Origin of the sequence: Lysinibacillus sp. NPDC056185, assembly GCF_047737915.1 — a bacterium.
In the GTDB taxonomy this organism is placed as follows: domain Bacteria; phylum Bacillota; class Bacilli; order Bacillales_A; family Planococcaceae; genus Lysinibacillus.
This window is the reverse complement of the sequence record NZ_JBLLLQ010000033.1, coordinates 1-15,948: the sequence shown is the minus strand read 5'-3', so window position 1 is coordinate 15,948 and position 15,948 is coordinate 1. Positions and strand designations below refer to the sequence as shown.

17 protein-coding genes, 1 other RNA gene and 1 pseudogene are annotated in these 15,948 nt (G+C 33.9%); 9 read left to right on the top strand and 10 right to left on the bottom strand.

Features of this window, described 5'->3' with window-relative positions; genetic code table 11:
* The first annotated feature begins 165 nt into the window (after positions 1 to 165).
* From ACMZ42_RS22665 to ACMZ42_RS22650, 4 genes are all read left to right on the top strand, one after another.
* Positions 166 to 855, top strand: a complete 690-nt coding sequence (locus tag ACMZ42_RS22665) for a response regulator (RefSeq protein WP_415732867.1) — start codon at positions 166 to 168, stop codon at positions 853 to 855.
* Positions 852 to 1,838: a sensor histidine kinase gene (locus tag ACMZ42_RS22660; RefSeq protein ID WP_415732866.1), complete on the top strand. Its 987-nt coding sequence runs from the start codon at positions 852 to 854 to the stop codon at positions 1,836 to 1,838. The genes ACMZ42_RS22665 and ACMZ42_RS22660 overlap by 4 nt, the downstream gene beginning before the upstream one ends.
* A gap of 110 nt (positions 1,839 to 1,948) precedes the next feature.
* Complete coding sequence (locus ACMZ42_RS22655) at positions 1,949 to 2,710, top strand: ABC transporter ATP-binding protein (protein ID WP_415732865.1); 762 nt, start codon at positions 1,949 to 1,951, stop codon at positions 2,708 to 2,710.
* Complete coding sequence (locus ACMZ42_RS22650) at positions 2,700 to 4,535, top strand: FtsX-like permease family protein (RefSeq protein ID WP_415732864.1); 1,836 nt, start codon at positions 2,700 to 2,702, stop codon at positions 4,533 to 4,535. The genes ACMZ42_RS22655 and ACMZ42_RS22650 overlap by 11 nt, the downstream gene beginning before the upstream one ends.
* 55 nt (positions 4,536 to 4,590) lie before the next feature.
* Here ACMZ42_RS22650 and ACMZ42_RS22645 read toward each other — a convergent pair whose 3' ends face one another.
* Positions 4,591 to 5,031, bottom strand: coding sequence for a hypothetical protein (locus tag ACMZ42_RS22645; protein WP_415732863.1), 441 nt, complete (start codon positions 5,029 to 5,031; stop codon positions 4,591 to 4,593).
* 170 nt (positions 5,032 to 5,201) lie between these two features.
* Between ACMZ42_RS22645 and ACMZ42_RS22640 the strand changes: the two genes are divergently transcribed.
* Both ACMZ42_RS22640 and ACMZ42_RS22635 read left to right on the top strand, forming a co-directional pair.
* Entirely contained in the window at positions 5,202 to 5,840 is a 639-nt protein-coding gene (locus tag ACMZ42_RS22640; RefSeq protein ID WP_415732862.1) for a YfbR-like 5'-deoxynucleotidase, read from the top strand.
* A 364-nt stretch (positions 5,841 to 6,204) separates the two neighbouring features.
* Positions 6,205 to 6,717, top strand: coding sequence for a zf-HC2 domain-containing protein (locus ACMZ42_RS22635; protein WP_415732861.1), 513 nt, complete (start codon positions 6,205 to 6,207; stop codon positions 6,715 to 6,717).
* 145 nt (positions 6,718 to 6,862) lie between these two features.
* Here ACMZ42_RS22635 and ACMZ42_RS22630 read toward each other — a convergent pair whose 3' ends face one another.
* Positions 6,863 to 7,201 (bottom strand): zinc ribbon domain-containing protein YjdM, encoded by a 339-nt coding sequence (locus tag ACMZ42_RS22630; RefSeq protein ID WP_415732860.1) that lies wholly within the window; start codon positions 7,199 to 7,201, stop codon positions 6,863 to 6,865.
* Positions 7,202 to 7,641: 440 nt separating this feature from the next.
* On the opposite strand from ACMZ42_RS22630, the gene ssrS reads away from it, so the two are divergent.
* Positions 7,642 to 7,834: non-coding RNA, 6S RNA (gene ssrS, locus ACMZ42_RS22625), on the top strand.
* Between the two features lie 223 nt (positions 7,835 to 8,057).
* Here the strand turns inward: ssrS and ACMZ42_RS22620 are convergent.
* Genes ACMZ42_RS22620 through ACMZ42_RS22610 form a run of 3 tightly spaced genes read right to left on the bottom strand, consistent with a single transcriptional unit; the run spans position 8,058 to position 9,798 of the window.
* Positions 8,058 to 8,249: a hypothetical protein gene (locus ACMZ42_RS22620; RefSeq protein WP_415732859.1), complete on the bottom strand. Its 192-nt coding sequence runs from the start codon at positions 8,247 to 8,249 to the stop codon at positions 8,058 to 8,060.
* Between the two features lie 11 nt (positions 8,250 to 8,260).
* A complete protein-coding gene (locus ACMZ42_RS22615; protein ID WP_415732858.1) occupies positions 8,261 to 9,340 on the bottom strand; it encodes a serine/threonine-protein kinase in 1,080 nt (359 codons plus the stop codon).
* Entirely contained in the window at positions 9,337 to 9,798 is a 462-nt protein-coding gene (locus tag ACMZ42_RS22610) for a hypothetical protein (RefSeq protein ID WP_415732857.1), read from the bottom strand. Before ACMZ42_RS22610 ends, ACMZ42_RS22615 begins: the two co-directional genes overlap by 4 nt.
* A 656-nt stretch (positions 9,799 to 10,454) precedes the next feature.
* Here ACMZ42_RS22610 and ACMZ42_RS22605 point away from each other — a divergent pair.
* Both ACMZ42_RS22605 and ACMZ42_RS22600 read left to right on the top strand, forming a co-directional pair.
* Positions 10,455 to 10,676 carry a TM2 domain-containing protein gene (locus ACMZ42_RS22605; RefSeq protein WP_132363744.1) on the top strand — a complete coding sequence of 74 codons (222 nt, stop codon included), beginning with the start codon at positions 10,455 to 10,457 and terminating at the stop codon, positions 10,674 to 10,676.
* Between the two features lie 686 nt (positions 10,677 to 11,362).
* Positions 11,363 to 11,605, top strand: coding sequence for a DUF3923 family protein (locus ACMZ42_RS22600; RefSeq protein ID WP_402871168.1), 243 nt, complete (start codon positions 11,363 to 11,365; stop codon positions 11,603 to 11,605).
* Between the two features lie 148 nt (positions 11,606 to 11,753).
* Here ACMZ42_RS22600 and ACMZ42_RS22595 read toward each other — a convergent pair whose 3' ends face one another.
* The 5 genes and pseudogenes from ACMZ42_RS22595 to ACMZ42_RS22575 form a co-directional block, all read right to left on the bottom strand.
* Positions 11,754 to 12,932, bottom strand: a complete 1,179-nt coding sequence (locus tag ACMZ42_RS22595) for a NupC/NupG family nucleoside CNT transporter (RefSeq protein WP_370082861.1) — start codon at positions 12,930 to 12,932, stop codon at positions 11,754 to 11,756.
* A 444-nt stretch (positions 12,933 to 13,376) separates the two neighbouring features.
* The gene (locus ACMZ42_RS22590; protein ID WP_415732856.1) at positions 13,377 to 13,949 is read right to left on the bottom strand and encodes a hypothetical protein; all 573 of its coding nucleotides are present in this window, start codon (positions 13,947 to 13,949) and stop codon (positions 13,377 to 13,379) included.
* Between the two features lie 135 nt (positions 13,950 to 14,084).
* The gene (locus ACMZ42_RS22585; RefSeq protein ID WP_415732855.1) at positions 14,085 to 14,774 is read right to left on the bottom strand and encodes a zf-HC2 domain-containing protein; all 690 of its coding nucleotides are present in this window, start codon (positions 14,772 to 14,774) and stop codon (positions 14,085 to 14,087) included.
* Between the two features lie 2 nt (positions 14,775 to 14,776).
* Positions 14,777 to 15,253 (bottom strand): RNA polymerase sigma factor, encoded by a 477-nt coding sequence (locus ACMZ42_RS22580; RefSeq protein ID WP_415732854.1) that lies wholly within the window; start codon positions 15,251 to 15,253, stop codon positions 14,777 to 14,779.
* Between the two features lie 369 nt (positions 15,254 to 15,622).
* A pseudogene (locus tag ACMZ42_RS22575) lies at positions 15,623 to 15,948 on the bottom strand (alpha/beta hydrolase); the annotation flags it as partial.

The window sequence follows — 15,948 nt, the reverse complement described above, 5'->3', positions numbered from 1 at the left end:
GCGTCCGATGAGCCGCTTCACTCGCCGCGCTCGCTCCAGGGTCTCATCTGTGACGCTAATCCCCAAGGAGTCGCCCAGTCTCCACTCCAATCAACCAATATACCTTCGTATATTTTAACAAAATACCCATTTTTTAGTAATAGTCTATAAAGAAAGGTCGATACTATGTACAAAATATACATAATAGAGGACGATATCAATATTTCAAAAATTATTGTGGAGCATTTATCAAAATATCAATTTGAATGCTATACCGTTCAACAATTTAATCATGTAGTAGAAGAATTTCAAGCTATTCAACCTCATCTCGTTATTATGGACATTAACCTACCAACCTATGATGGATACTTTTGGTCGCGCAAAATCCGTCAGCTATCCAACTGCCCGATTATCATTGTATCTGCTCGTGTGAATGATATCGATCAAGTGCATGGGATTGAAAATGGTGCGGATGATTTTATCACTAAGCCCTTCTCACTAGATGTATTTATGGCAAAAGTGAATGGGCTTATTCGCCGTACATACGGAGAATATGCTTCCTCCGAATCTAATTCAATATCAATTACTAATACAACGTTAAATTCCAATACAGTTCGCCTTTACACCGAGAAACACGAGAGCCTTTTAACGTTAAAAGAAATGCAGCTTAGCAAATTACTATTTGAAGCTTATCCTAATGTTGTTCCTCGTCAAAAATTGTTAAGTGCCATTTGGGATGATGAATCCTTCGTTGAAGAAAACACTTTATCTGTTAATATTGGTCGATTACGCAAAAAATTCGAGGCTATCCAATCTAGACTAGAAATTAAAACAATTCGTGGACTTGGTTATCAATTAGTGGAGGCAGAAGAATGAAGCTGTTCTTTCGAGATCATGTAAGTGTCATCATTCTTTATTGTGTAAGCTTTCTATTATTACCTTGGATCATTCATTCATTAGATGATTTATCTTCACACTATCTTTATTTTATCTTTCTCGTTAGCTTCCTATTTACCATTTGGTTGATCGGACGTTATTATCGCAGAAAAAAGCTCTATGTTCATTTACAGAACAGCACATTAACAAACGATGACCTCCATCTGTATGAACCACAGGCTATGATTGAGCAAGCCTATAGCCAAAAACTACGGCAAATGCAATATTTATACTTAACACAGCAACAACATTTAGAGGAGCAAGGAAAAGAAAAGCAACTTGTACTTTCACATTTTGCCCATCAAATGAAAACGCCATTGTCGGTTATTCAACTGATGATCCAATCGAATGCAAATAGCCAATCCGAGCATTTGCAAATAATTAATCAAGAATGCGATAAGCTGACGTTTACCCTTAATCAGTTACTAACTTATGAACGTACGTCCAATCTTGTGGCGGATTTAAAAATAGAAGCACTCTCATTAAAAGATCTTATTAAGGAAGTTGTGAACGATTTAAAGGATTATTTCATTGCCAAAGAAGTTTTTCCAAAAGTGACGCTTGTTGAAAATACTATTATTTATTCAGATCGAAAATGGTTAAAAATTGTGCTGTATCAAATCATCAATAACGCCATTAAATACGGTGAGTCCGAAAGTTCTATTCAAATTATTTATGACGAAGCTACTTTACGCATTCAAAACTACGGAGATACGATTCCTGAGAATGAAATTTCACGTGTCTTTGATTTGTTTTATACAGGTATGAAAGGTAGAACGAGCGGTGAGGCAACAGGTATAGGCTTGTATTTAGTGAAAAAGATTTTAACTGAATTAGAGCACCCTTTTACTTTACAGTCCCATGAGTGCGTCACTACCTTTTCTATAGATTTTTCAAATAGCGTGAAAAAATCATCATTGTAAGCTCGTAATATGACAACTTTGTCATATTGACGTCATTTAACCAAATAGGTAAAATGCTACTCCTTCTTTATACTTAAGCTATTCAATCGAAGTAAGGGAGTTGTTGAAAGATGGGAAACTCAATCCTACAAGTGACCAATCTGCAAAAAGAATATATCGGGAAAATCACATATAAAGCATTGAATGGCATAGATTTTCAACTTGGTGAGAATGAATTCGTAGCCGTTATGGGGCCTTCTGGAAGTGGGAAAACTACATTTTTAAATAGCGTGTCAACTATCGATCGCCCTACTGTTGGTGAAATTCTTATAAATGGCAGAAATCCATATTCATTAGATGATGAAGAGCTTGCAAAGTTCCGTCGCTCAGAATTAGGCTTTGTTTTTCAAGATTTTAATCTTGTACACACATTAACGGTGAAAGAAAATATTTTATTACCGTTAACCTTAGATAGTTTACCTGCCGATAAAATGCAGCAACGACTTAAACATGTCTCTCAATTTCTAGGAATTGAAGAGCTTCTTTCAAAACGAATTTATGAAATTTCCGGTGGGCAAAAACAACGTGTAGCTATTGCTCGTGCGGTTATTCATGAACCGAGTTTACTGTTGGCAGATGAACCTACAGGAAATCTCGATTCAAAAGCAGTAAATGATGTCATGAATTTATTTAGTTCTATTCATACAGAACTGAAAACTTCCATTTTAATGGTGACACATGATCCTTATGTAGCAAGCTTCGCAAATCGTATTATATTCATTAAGGATGGTAAATTATATAACGAAATTCATCGTGGTCATAATCGTAAACAATTTTACCAGGAAATCATGGACACACTTGCTTTTTTAGGTGGTGGACAACATGAGCTTTAATCATATCGTTATCCAAAATATTTTACGTGATAAATGGACCTATGTTTCGTATTTCCTTAGCAGTATGTTTTCTATTATTATTTTCTTTCTGTTTACGGTTATTGTATTTCATCCAAGTCTTACAAGTTTAGATCCAGACTCAACACTTGGCCTTGCATTAATGTTAGCGAGTTTGCTCATCTATTTGTTTTCATTTATTTATATCGCCTATTCCATCATGGCCTTTTTAAAGAAGAAAACAAAAACACTAGGTATTTTTATGATTACTGGTGCATCCATGAAACAAATTCGTACGCTCGTTTTTCGTGAAAATATTCTTATCGGTGTATTGGCGATTATTACAGCAATCATTCTTGGGCTTGTCATTTCGCCACTCTTCTTAATGGGCGCCAAAGTTGTTTTAAACGCAGAAACTTTCGGTATGTATTTCCCTATGAAGGCAATCATGCTAACGATTGCTTTATTCCTTGTATTATTCGTTGTTATTTCAAAAGTAATGACAAGATTTATTAATAAAGAAGCTTCCATTCAACTATTAAAAAGTGATGTTGTCATCGAAAAGTCAATAAAACCACATTATCTTTTATTATTCATTAGTATTATGATTTCCATTGGTTTAGGTTGTTTTTTAAAAAGAGATCATGACATTGTCGGTAGTCTTTTCTATGTAGCTTTTTTCGTGAGTGTTCTTTGTACAATTTATTTAATCATCTCACAAGGAATGCGCTTCCTCCTAAAGGCTTTTGAGAGATCGTCAGCCTATATGAAACAAACGAATATGCTACTGGCTTCCAATCTGAATGCAAAAATGAAATCACACGCAAATATACTATTTTTAATCACTCTCTTGTTAAGCGGTGTGTTTTTAAGTACAAGCATTTTATTTAGCTCTTACTACAATGTTAAAAAAGATAGCGAAGAGAATTATCCATACAGTGTTCAGTATATTGCCACGCCTAAGGCTGATCCAAGTATGGTAGAAGCTGATATCGAAAGTATTGAAAAACAATTATCCACAGTGGATTCACATAAATTTTTTATTGAATTTAAATCGAATGAAGAACGTAGAATTGGTTATATGTCAGTTTCTGATTATAATTTGTTACACACTGAAAAAGAAAGCTTAGGTACAAATGAATTTATAGCAGTTGCTGGTAATCGTAAAACTTTGCCAATTACTAATGTAAGTGATGACACATATCTACAGCACTTTAAGCTTATATCTGTAAATGAAAAAAATCTATTAACAACAGGTTTCCAGAAAACGTATTTTATTGTGCCTGATAAAGTTTATAACAGCATCAAATATCCTGTCTACAAAGCCTATTTATTTGAGCTAGACAATTGGACGGCACATACAGAGTTGGCGAAAAAGATTATTAAGAATTTCCCACATATATATGAGGAACGTTATGTAACTTCAAAAATCGAATTGTATGACGCAGAGATGTTCACAAAAAGTGTTATGTTCTTTATCGGCTCTATGTTGAGCTTGATTTTCTTAAGTGCAGCTATGAGTATCCTCTACTTCTATTTACAAACGACACTTCTTCAGGAAAAAGAAAAGTATGCAGGCATAAGAAAACTCGGGCTATCTAAAAAAGAGTTATTCACTGTTGTTTCTAAAGAGTTGGCAATCCTTATATTTGTACCATTCGCGATAGCCATTACGATGTTATTCGCTACATTATTTGCCATGCGAACAATGGTTTCAGCAGCATTTTTACAAGTCTCTATGATGAGCTCTTTATGCTTCTTTGCCCTGTTCTTCGTTAGTTATATTTTTATTCGCAAAAGCTATTTCAAACGCTTGCTTAGTCTATAATGAAAAAAATCGCACCCTTTGTGGAGTGCGATTTTTTTCATAAGACAAATACTTCTTACCAAAGCACAGGCTTTGCTACCATTAGCCATAACATAATTAGCAATAACAAAATGTACATCCATGCTTTGCGATGTAACAATGAAGCGAATTTTTGCTGGTCATAGGCAGGTGTATTAAATGTCTGTAGAGTCGGTTTGAACGCTCTTGCTAAAAAAACAATGGAAGCTAACATCACAAGAAATGTAAGAACAATCCACGAGGTGCTCCAATGATAACCCGCATGCCACATTAATAAAATACCGGATGCAACAAGGACATGCCCCGAATGCTTGACGATCGTAATTGCTCCTTTAAAAGCTTCAATATATGGTGACATTTCAATATGGGATGCTGTACGCATTTTCTTAACAATTGTTAAAACAACGAACAAAGGCCCAATCGAAAGAATGGCACTTAAAATATGTATGTAAAGAAGAAGTGTATAAATTGAAATCACGGTGCATACTCCCTTTTAATCAATTTTCCTCATTATAGCACCAACATAAGCGTGCTTTATCGTCAATTGTGAATCCTTTGTAAACGCAAAATGAATCATTGTTAAGTTGTTTGAAATTTGCACAAAGAGGGTATGGATTATAGTAACATGCACATATAGACCAAAAAGGAGTGATTTTTATAGGAATTCATCATTTTTTTACAAGTCTTAATGATCTAGAGCGTATTATTCGTTGCCCTGGACGCTTCAAATTTGAAGAGCACAATGTGGCTGCTCACTCTTGGAAGGTATCGCAGTATGCGATGTTCTTTGCCACACTTGAAGAAATGAACGGAGCTACGATCAATTGGAAATCATTATATGAAAAAACCATTAACCACGACTTTGCTGAAGTATTTATCGGTGATATTAAAACTCCAGTAAAGCACGCGAGCCCAGAGCTTAAACAAATGCTTGCACATGTGGAAGAAAAAATGATGGAGAAATTTATTATTGATGAGATCCCACAAGAGTTTCAGGCTGTCTTCTTTGAGCGCATGAAAGAAGGTAAGGATAAAACTATAGAAGGTCTTCTACTCGAGTTTGCTGATAAGCTTGACCAATTCTACGAAGCCTTTGCTGAGTTAAAACGTGGAAACACAGATAAAGAATTTGTGCATATGTATCAATCAGCCCTTTCCAAGATTTTAACTATTCCTCTTGAAGCGTCGGTTCACTATTTCCGTACTGAGATTCTGAAGGATGCTGTGAAGGAAAAAACACATATTGATATTCAAGCTTTGACCAATGAAGTATTAACATCAAATTAATAAGGTGCATGTAAGTTTTCCGAACGAATTAACTCACGGAAGGCTTTTTTTATTTTCATCAATTATGCCTTGGCATAATTGCGTCTGGAATCGGCTTTGTGCCTAGGCCTGCGTGATGCAGGTCAGTTAGCCGTTATCGCATGGATGCGATGATTTTAGGCTAACATCCTATGTGAACTCCTTTTCGATTCCGTGACATCCGCCGGAGGCATTAACTTCTTTCAGCGGATGCTTTTTGTACCGAAAGCGTAGCGACAGGTACAGATGTTTGGACACCCGCTGAAAATTAACTTAAACCCGCATTCATCTGCTGAAAGAAGTTAAAAAGTCGTATAATGGAAGGAGATCGATTGGAGGGAAGCTTTTGTCACAGGAATGTTCAATTGTAGAGGATTTATGGCCTTTGTATAAAAAACAAGCGCTCCAAGCAACTACTGTCGAATTCGTCGAACAACATTTAGCTACTTGTGAGCATTGTCAGCAGCTCGCTACTTCAAAGCAATCACTGGGCTATCATTTATTAATGAAAAGAACGATCACGTTTTTCCACCTTGTTTTTATCGTACTATCCTTTATGTTTGCCATTAACTCTTCCTTACTTGGCAATCAAACAAGCTTTGCTATATCTTACGCGATTTTCGGCTGTCTTACTTATTTCTTTTACAGAAATATTTGGATTGTTTTTGCTATCAGCTTTATACCTGTTTTCGTATGGGCTATTGTTAACAATATCAATAATTCTCTCTACGTCACCCACTACTCCTTAACAGAAATTGGGACACTGTTGATTGGAGCTAGCTTCATAGCCATTTTACATACTATTTTTGCACTATTCGGTTCTGCCTTTGCTATTCTATTTCGTAGGTTTACAAAATAATGTTACACCAGCAGAAAGAAGTTGCCTCAATATATTGAGGCAACTTCCTTTTATCCAAAAATAAAAAAAGAGTCAGTTTTGAATAGCCACCCAACATCATTTCCGAGATTGGGACGCCTCATTACACGACTCTTTTTTTCAGTAATTATGCTTTTTTAACGAACTCTGACTTTAATTTCATTGCACCAAAGCCATCGATTTTACAATCAATATTGTGATCGCCTTCAACGAGACGAATGCTTTTCACCTTTGTCCCAATTTTTAGCGTTGAAGAACTACCCTTAACCTTTAAATCCTTAATAACTGTAACGGAATCACCGTCTGCAAGTAGATTGCCATGAGCATCCTTTACGATTAACGTATCTGTCTCCTGCTCCGTTACATCAGTGCTCCACTCATGCGCACATTCTGGACATACAAAGTTTGTTCCATCCTCATATGTGTATTCAGAATTACATTTTGGACAATTTGGATAAGCTGCCATTTCCGCTTCCTCCTTTTACTTTTTTGCTCCTAGATCAATTTCGCCTTGGCGTAATTGCGTCTGGATTTTGAATTGTGCCCGCACAATTCATTCCTTTGAAAATCCATGACATCCGCCGGAGGCTTTATCTTCATTCAGTAGGGATTTGGATACCCACTGAAAGGTAATCAAAACTGCATTCATCTCACCACCTGTTGAGATGTGTAGCCTTCTACTGAATGAAGGTAAACCCTATATATTCTCTTATCTTTACATACTTCGCCCTATTAAGTAAAGGATGTTCGCATTTTTCGTTCGTATTTGTGAAAAATATTTGAATCTGTTTTATGCTTTTGGAGATATTTCATTCTGGATATTCATGATTTGGGACACTCGCCCATTGACTTTTTTGTACAAACCATCTTACTTGCAAGTTTGTTTAACATGCCTTATTATATCCTTAAAGGCTGCATTGTTCGTATAATATTAAGTTTTAACCTTTAAGCTGTAAAAGGGAGTTTTATTATTGGAGTTGGAATGACGGGCCTCACACTAAGGTGCATGAGGATAAGCAGGAAAGCTTCTGCGAACACCCACTTTGAGGAGTGGTGGTTTAAAACTTTCTATAATAACTACGGCATACGCGGCTTTTTAATTTAATCATACAGCCACAAGGCTTTTGAGAGAATCACCCCCCCATTATGGGAGGGTGATTTTTTTATGCAATTTTGGTAGCATGTGCAAAAATTTAAAATAACACGTTCTAAAATATGATGTATATTGGTCTTGCACATTGCATAAGAAAAAAAGACAAAATCCAATTACGACTTTGTCTACAAACGTTTAAGTTGATTCAAGCGTATAATGATCTTAGAATTTAAATCTCACTGAATTTTTTTCCTTCATCTATAGGCAATACTTCATCATACGAATCATTAATTTTTTTTACATAGTAGTTTTCTTTGAGATCAACGGCCCCTTTAAGCGACAATCTTGAAATCAAGGAACTTTCTCGGTATGGATTTGATTGCCAGTTCCTAGATAACGATTTGCATTCCTTGAAATTCATAATTACCCCTCCTATGCTTCAATATTGCTCAGTGATTTTGTTAACTCTTTAAAAGCTTCTGTCTTGCTAGTATATGTTTTATTATATTTATTAAACTTGGTTTTGTTTCCTGTTTCTTGATTTATTTTAAAGCCTGTACTATGACATCTGCCTTCTTCTATAAACAAAGTAACTTCATATTTCATTTTACCATTCACATAAGACCAAGTATATTTGTTTACCTCAATCTCTACATCCCAAATAATAAAATCTTCAATTTTCGAAACATCATTAATTAAATCCAACATACTTTGATATCTTTTTGCAGTATCTACTTCTAAAGTTTTATTAATAATGCTTCTTAGTTTTTTTGGTATGTGCGGTAAATATTCTGTTCTATTTGGGAAAAGAGCTTTACTGATAAAATCCTTGGGATTCTGACCCGATTCAACCAAACTTTCATATTGACTGTGAAAATTGTCATCACCGTTACATAATCTATATAAAGTTAAGCCTACTTGGTATATGTCATCTAATACAGTTCGTTCAATCGTCTCGAAAGTCTGAGGAGATCTATGCCTCACATATTGACGTTTTTGAACAGCAAAACCACTATCATCAAGATATTTAGCTAAACCAAAATCTGTAATAACTCCACGATCTGAATCATTTAACATAATGTTAGTAGGTTTAATATCTAAATGGAGCAATCCTTTTATATGTATAAAGAGCAGTCCATTCAAAAAATCCAATGAATACTCTATTATTTTTTGCACATTTAGAAGTTTGCCTTCTGTAACACTAGCTAAGGAGCCTTTCGAATAAAACGGCATTGTGATGCTTATATATTCACTAGTTTCCCCAGCATAACGGATAGGCATAACATTTGGATGATTACATTCATTTAGCATTTGGGCTTCTAAAAAGAAATCACTTATACTTTGTCCTATCAAAGATTCTTTAGATATCTTTTTTAAAACCATAAATTCTTCGAGCTGTCGGTCTCGAACTAAATAAACCTCTGAGTTTAAACCCTCATCAGCACCGATTTGTTTAATTACCTCTACGTTAACATTAACTTCTATTACATTACGATTCAATGTCACCTTCATAATATACCCTCATCCTTCATCAATGCTTGAGCAACAAGAAAGCTTTCTCTATGTTCCTTACTGAATTTTTCCCAACCTTCTATGTTTTCAGGAGGATTTTCCCCTTTGATATACTCTTGTATTTCACCTAAAGATATACCATTTCTCTTCGCCATGTTTCGCAAACGGAAAATAGAATATTTTTCAATTGAACTATTTGCAAAAAACTCCTGAATTACCCCTTCTATATAAATTCGTTCTGTCTTCGCACTAGCAATAGACTCACATAATCTTAATCCAGCTACCGTAACTCCCTGTTCGGTAATTATTGATTGTAAAACAGTACGAATATAAGATAGTTGTCTTGGTGTCTCCAATTTTTGAGGAACAATTATTACATCGTTAAAATATTTACCTTCAATTGCAATTGTGTAAAAAATTTTCTTATGCGTAACCCTAATACCAATATAGTTATTCATCTAAAGCTCCTAACACATTTTATTAACATCATATTACCATAAAAGAGGTAAAATAATACCAAATTTTGTTTATAAACACTCTTTCTTGCAAGTATTATTTTATCTATTCAGAGAATCCGTTAACGCTCACGCAATATCTGGATACGTTCAACGTTTAATTAGTTCTTCTAACTCATTCCATAACTTTTTACGGTGACATTATTTTGTTTTTTAATTAAAATGCTTCGCTATAATCTCTAAAGGCTCCACATGCAAAGTACAGTAAGGCCGAGAAGGGCTACTAGAAAATTTTACATCTATTGTATTATAGTTTTTACTAAAGAATTCAAGGATTTCTTTCTTAATATCTTCTTTTCAGCGTACGCACTTGGACCCATTGCTTAACCACCCTTTATTTAATTCTCCGTTCTTTATATTAATGATTGTAATTTTAAGAGGCTTGGGTATCTGGGTATAAATCATTTTTTTATGATTTTTATCGGCAAATTCACCGATAAAAAAGGTTATAAAATCTACCAAATAAACAGCAATGAATAACACATTGGTTAACTATGGTTGGCACTTATTTCAAGTAGAGAAAAACATAAAAGAATGATAGACTTTTGAATGGAAATGTAGTTAATTATTACTACATAAAAGAAAGGTGATTGATAAAAATGCAACAACAAACTTCTGAAAAAAACTATATAGTAATGATTTTACTATGTTTCTTTTTAGGTGGCCTAGGAATACATCGCTTCTACGTAGGTAAAATTGGTACTGGTATTTTAATGATTATAACTTTTGGCGGACTAGGTATCTGGGCATTGATCGATTTAATTATGATTATTGTCGGCAAATTCAAAGATAAAGAAGGAAAAGAAATAAAACCTTCTTAACAATAATGAAAAGGCGTTAGTTAACTACGGTTAACTGGCGCTTTTTTGAATGGAGAAATGTTGTTTATGTCAGGGAGGATTGATATGCGCCCTATGTGTTTCCTGTGTCCCCTGCTTGCCTTCGCTTTGAATGAAGCTTGTGGGTACGCTACCGTTACACATACGTACCTATTTCACCTTGCAACTCCAGTTCTAAATAGCGTTTCCTTAATTCAATTTGTTCAGTGAACCACTATTACCCTTATATTAACTCCTTTTTTCTTTCTTCCTGTATCATCTAAGTCTTCCACGTTTTCATTAATGTCTATGTTACGTTATTACTTCCCAAAAGTTTAAAAAAGATAACAAATATTGGTTGTGTACTTTTTGTTCATTTAATCAGTCTTAAGGCTGAGAAGTGGCACCGCCTAAAGTTTGTTTCCAGTAAAAAGGAAAAGTGTTACAATTAAAAAACATTAATCGAAGCATTAAGATTCATCACCAGAAGTCGGGTTGACATTTATGAAAGAGCATATTTCTTTTAGAATGCTCATTGATCTACGTTCCGACTGGGTGACTCCTTCGTGACCAACATCCTGTTTCCCCAAAGTGGCACATTGGATACCTCGCCCAAAAGGAGATCAAACCTAAGTTATGGTGGTGAACCATATACAATTACGAATAGAGGAAGGTGTTTATTTTTGAGTATGAAAATATGGTGGGCTTTAAACATTGTATGGCTATTCATTTTTGCTGCTGGGGCCATATTTATTGGAGTAAGAGAAGTTGATTATGCAGGGGTAGTGCAAACTCCTGAAGTTAGAATGGTCTCATTTATTATTTTGGGTATTGTATTTTTATTTGTTGTACTATTTCAACTAATGCTACTCATCTTTATTCATTTTGTTAGAAAAGGTACAACCAATACTTCAACAAAAAAACTATCTTAATCAAGGTGGTCTTTGTCGTTTTTTAAGTCACTTAAATAAAGTGGCTTTTTTATATGTACTAATGTAAAAGTGTCTGTGTACGAATTTTAATCATAAAAAAACTGCACTCCAATAGATAGAGTGCAGTCAACTGCTTCTTTTTTATAAATTAAATAACCAAACCAACAATTGTAGCCGTTAAGATACTAACAAGTGTAGCTCCATACAACAACTTTAAGCCAAAACGAGCAACTACATTCCCTTGCTTTTCATTCAAACCTTTTACTGCTCCGGCAATAATACCGATAGATGAAAAGTTTGCAAAGGATACAAGAAAGACTGAAATAATAGCCAGTGTATGCGCACTCATAGACTTAGCTACTTCTCCAAGGCTTATCATTGCAACAAATTCATTCGTTACTAATTTTGTTGCCATAATTCCACCAGCAGTTATAGCATCTGCCCAAGGTACCCCCATTAAGAAAGCAATTGGTGCAAAGATATAACCTAAAATATCTTGGAAGGATATACCGAAAATCATATCAAATAGTGAATTGATTAAATCCATTAATGCTACGAAACCGATCAGCATAGCGCCAACAATGATGGCTACTTTAAATCCATCCATGATATATTCTCCAAGCATTTGGAAGAACGATTGCTTTTGTTCATCTATCTTTAAAATATCTTCGCTTGCTTCTACTGTATACGGATTAATGATTGAAACAATAATAAAACCGCCAAACAAGTTCAAGACAATCGCCGTTACAACATATTTTGGTTCAATCATCGTCATATATGCTCCAACAACTGACATAGAAACAGTCGACATTGCTGATGCGCATAATGTATACATTCGCTGTGGACTAATCTTATCTAATTGTTTTTTAACAGTAATGAATACTTCAGATTGGCCTACCATTGCAGAAGCAACAGCATTATAGGATTCCAATTTCCCCATACCACTTACTTTACTTAAAAGTAAACCTATCCCTTTCATGATGAGAGGAAGAATTTTAAAATGCTGTAGGATCCCTATCAATACAGATATAAAAACAATAGGTAATAACACATTTAGGAAGAAGGAATACTCCCCTTCATTTGCTAAACCACCAAAAACAAAAGTTATGCCCGTACTTGCGTAAGACAATAAATGATCAAATACTTTCGTAAATCCTTTGATTAGAACATAACCAACCTTTGTATTTAGCAGTATAGCTGCAAATACAAATTGGATGATTAGCATAATAATTATGTTTTTATATTTTATTTCTTTTTTGTTTTTACTCATTAACAGAGCTAAACCAAAAACAAGTAACAATCCACAAAAGGATATTAAGTATCTCATGAGTTCCTCCATAAATATATTGATAATTTTTGCGCGTTCGATATCCGAAACTACAAATCCTTTCACTCATTATGTTCCATTATTGAAACTTGAATAACAGCTATAGATCTTAAAACTGAAAATATGTAGTTAGTCAGACGTCAGACAAATCACTTCACTATACATTGTTTTCACTAGCAATTCAATAGTTAAGAGAAAAAAACTATGCGAAAAGTGTATACGCTTACAAAATTATCGTTTGATAAAAAAAAGACCATCATATATGATGGTCTCTGCTTGCTACAAGTTTTTGTATTCTTTATTCAAATTTTACTGATTTAAATGCACTGATAAGAATCATGTCTTTAAATCTGTCGAATTATTTTACATAAAAATACCAATAATCAATAACCTAAGTGACTTTTAAACCACCCATCACCTACGAAAATTTTTTATGATTATTCATTAGCATTTCAATTTCTTTATAAAATTTAATGCTTGTTGGGTCGATTCAATAAGTGATACATCACCTTTAAGTTCCCTTAACTTTAATGCTTCCTTAAAGCATTTTTCCGCCTCAGCAATTTCCCCTAATTCTAACAAACACTTGCCTTTATGTTGTATGGCAAAGTCCAAATATGCCAAATTATTATTTGCCTTACATTTATCCAAAACTTCGTTGAAGATCCCTAATGCTTTCATTGGATTACCATTATATTTTATTGCCTCTCCAAGACGTATTAATGATACGATTTCTCGATTGCTGTTATTCTGATTGCTAGCAAAATTAAAGCATTCAGTTAAAATTTTAACAGCTTTTTGTGGTTCCCCGTAAATTCTATATAAATTCCCCAGCGTTCCCTTTAGAAAATATTTCTCATCTTCATTAATTATATTCGCTAGTAAATTTTCAGCAATGTCTATCATTTCTTTTAATCTAAAAGGATTAGTAGTTTTTTCGCGAAGATACTCATTGCTATCAAAATAAATTATTTCGCTTATTGTCAAAAGATAGTTTTTAAAATCCGGAAAATTCATTTTATCAATGCCTCCAATAGTTTTTAATTAATTATTAAAAAATTAAGGCTGTTTTCTCAAAGATTGTTGCTTCACGTTTGGCTATCTTCTTTAACTTAAGCACCCCGTTAGTTGAAGAAGAAGACTGTCATATCTTTATTCAAAGTGAAACATATTTTCTATTTCTTTACTTGCTTTAGGTAAATCCATCCCGTCCTTCCATACCAAAATATTTTCTTTTGGAGTTCCGATATATATCGCCTTTATCTCCGCACTATCACGATGCAATTCTTCTTGTTCAATATCTATAAAGTAATAATCATTCGCCATCCCATATGGTGGTTGCGCTTTTTTCTTAATTACTGGTCGTACAGGAGTTATATAAAAGTTTCCATTTTTATCCATATCGTGTATTGTTTCATTTAATGCATAACCATCAGTTACTTCAAAGTGAAAAACAATTTTACCGTCCGACAATTGACTTACTTGCGATATCTCCATCACATTTGTTGGAACGTTAACTGTGTTCAAATGAAATAAACGATTATACCCGAAAGAGATAAGTAAAACCAAAACCAAAGAGATGATAACACCTGTAGCGAAGGATTTTATTTTTGAGCGTTTCCATAAAGAAGAAATATTTTTTATAACATTACTATCATTTCTAATTGTTTCAATTTCTTCTTTCGGTATTTCAAAGTCAACTTTTAATCTGTCTAATTCGAGTTTGCAACTTTGACAATGATCAAGGTGTTCTTCCACCAAACTTTTACTATCATCACTACATACATTGTCATAATACAACGGAAGTATATCTCTAATTATTTCACACGATAACTTACTCATTTCTATTCCTCCTTTAGCAATTCTTGAATTTTACCTTTTGCCCGATGAAATGTGACCCTTGCCCAACTTTCAGTCCTCTTAAAAAGCTCACTTATTTGTTTATAGGAGAGTTCTCCAAATACTCTTAGTCTAAATACTTCTTTATAGGGCTCTTCTATACGATTCAAGACCTTATGTAAACGGAAAATCTCTTCTTTTTTTAGTAAAACTTCTTCAACACTATTCTCGCTAATTTCTGGTATCTCTTTTGTGTCGTACCGTTTTTGTTTGTCGAGATAGGTAAAGTATGTGTTTTTTGCTATTTGACAAAGCCATACGTTAACTTTGCAAGTACCATTGAATTTATCAATGCTTTTTAAAGCCTTGAAAAATGTTTCTTGCGTGATTTCTTCAGCAATCTTTTCATTGCGACTTAACGATAATATAAATGAGTAAACATCTTGGAAATATTGATTGTATATACTTTCAAACTCTGTCACATTTCTACCTCCTTTCTTAAATAAGACTAAGTAATGTATATTTCGTTACAAAAAGATAAAAAAAATTGGCAAACGCATAGGTCTGCCTTTAAGTCATAACATTTATTGATTAAACAGAATACCTTCTTTCTTTTGGTCTCCATTTAAACCAATGTCTAATTGAACTAAACTGCCCCGTTAGCCATCCATGTAGGGCAAAAACCAGCGATACACCACAGAGAATGAAAGATTATTTCGTTCTTTCATGGGAGTTGAATAAGAAAAAGATGGGATCTCTGTGGAATCCCATCTTTAAGTAAAGCCCCCATTAGCTTAAGTACAATTCTTCACAATCTCTCTTTCAAAGTAAGAAAAAAACTCTATTTATTTTTATTTCACAAACGTATCGCACATCCATTCATAAAATTTTTCCTTCTCTTCAAATTGTGGATAATGAGCTGATTGTTCAAAGGCAATAAATTCTTTTTTATCAGCTTCAATCATATCAAAGTATTTTTTTGCTGCATTAGAAGAAGTGTTATAATCATATTTACCCATAACAAAATAGAATGGTAATTCAAGTTTTTTTACTTTAGTAGGTAATTGGTTTTGGTTTTTCGTTAATTCCTCAAGTAGAGTTTTTTGAGGATTGGATAGCCCATAGTTGTAACGAATCACATCTAATAAGTTATACTCACGACTGAATAACATAGTAT

Bases quoted from the DNA above. Each gene is read 5' to 3' on its own strand.
- ACMZ42_RS22665 (WP_415732867.1), top strand. From the start codon at position 166: ATGTACAAAATATACATAATAGAGGACGATATCAATATTTCAAAAATT.
- ACMZ42_RS22660 (WP_415732866.1), top strand. From the start codon at position 852: ATGAAGCTGTTCTTTCGAGATCATGTAAGTGTCATCATTCTTTATTGT.
- ACMZ42_RS22655 (WP_415732865.1), top strand. From the start codon at position 1,949: ATGGGAAACTCAATCCTACAAGTGACCAATCTGCAAAAAGAATATATC.
- ACMZ42_RS22650 (WP_415732864.1), top strand. From the start codon at position 2,700: ATGAGCTTTAATCATATCGTTATCCAAAATATTTTACGTGATAAATGG.
- ACMZ42_RS22630 (WP_415732860.1), bottom strand. From the start codon at position 7,201: ATGGCAGCTTATCCAAATTGTCCAAAATGTAATTCTGAATACACATAT.
- ACMZ42_RS22620 (WP_415732859.1), bottom strand. From the start codon at position 8,249: ATGAATTTCAAGGAATGCAAATCGTTATCTAGGAACTGGCAATCAAAT.
- ACMZ42_RS22615 (WP_415732858.1), bottom strand. From the start codon at position 9,340: ATGAAGGTGACATTGAATCGTAATGTAATAGAAGTTAATGTTAACGTA.
- ACMZ42_RS22610 (WP_415732857.1), bottom strand. From the start codon at position 9,798: ATGAATAACTATATTGGTATTAGGGTTACGCATAAGAAAATTTTTTAC.
- ACMZ42_RS22605 (WP_132363744.1), top strand. From the start codon at position 10,455: ATGCAACAACAAACTTCTGAAAAAAACTATATAGTAATGATTTTACTA.
- ACMZ42_RS22600 (WP_402871168.1), top strand. From the start codon at position 11,363: ATGAAAATATGGTGGGCTTTAAACATTGTATGGCTATTCATTTTTGCT.
- ACMZ42_RS22595 (WP_370082861.1), bottom strand. From the start codon at position 12,932: ATGAGATACTTAATATCCTTTTGTGGATTGTTACTTGTTTTTGGTTTA.
- ACMZ42_RS22590 (WP_415732856.1), bottom strand. From the start codon at position 13,949: ATGAATTTTCCGGATTTTAAAAACTATCTTTTGACAATAAGCGAAATA.
- ACMZ42_RS22585 (WP_415732855.1), bottom strand. From the start codon at position 14,774: ATGAGTAAGTTATCGTGTGAAATAATTAGAGATATACTTCCGTTGTAT.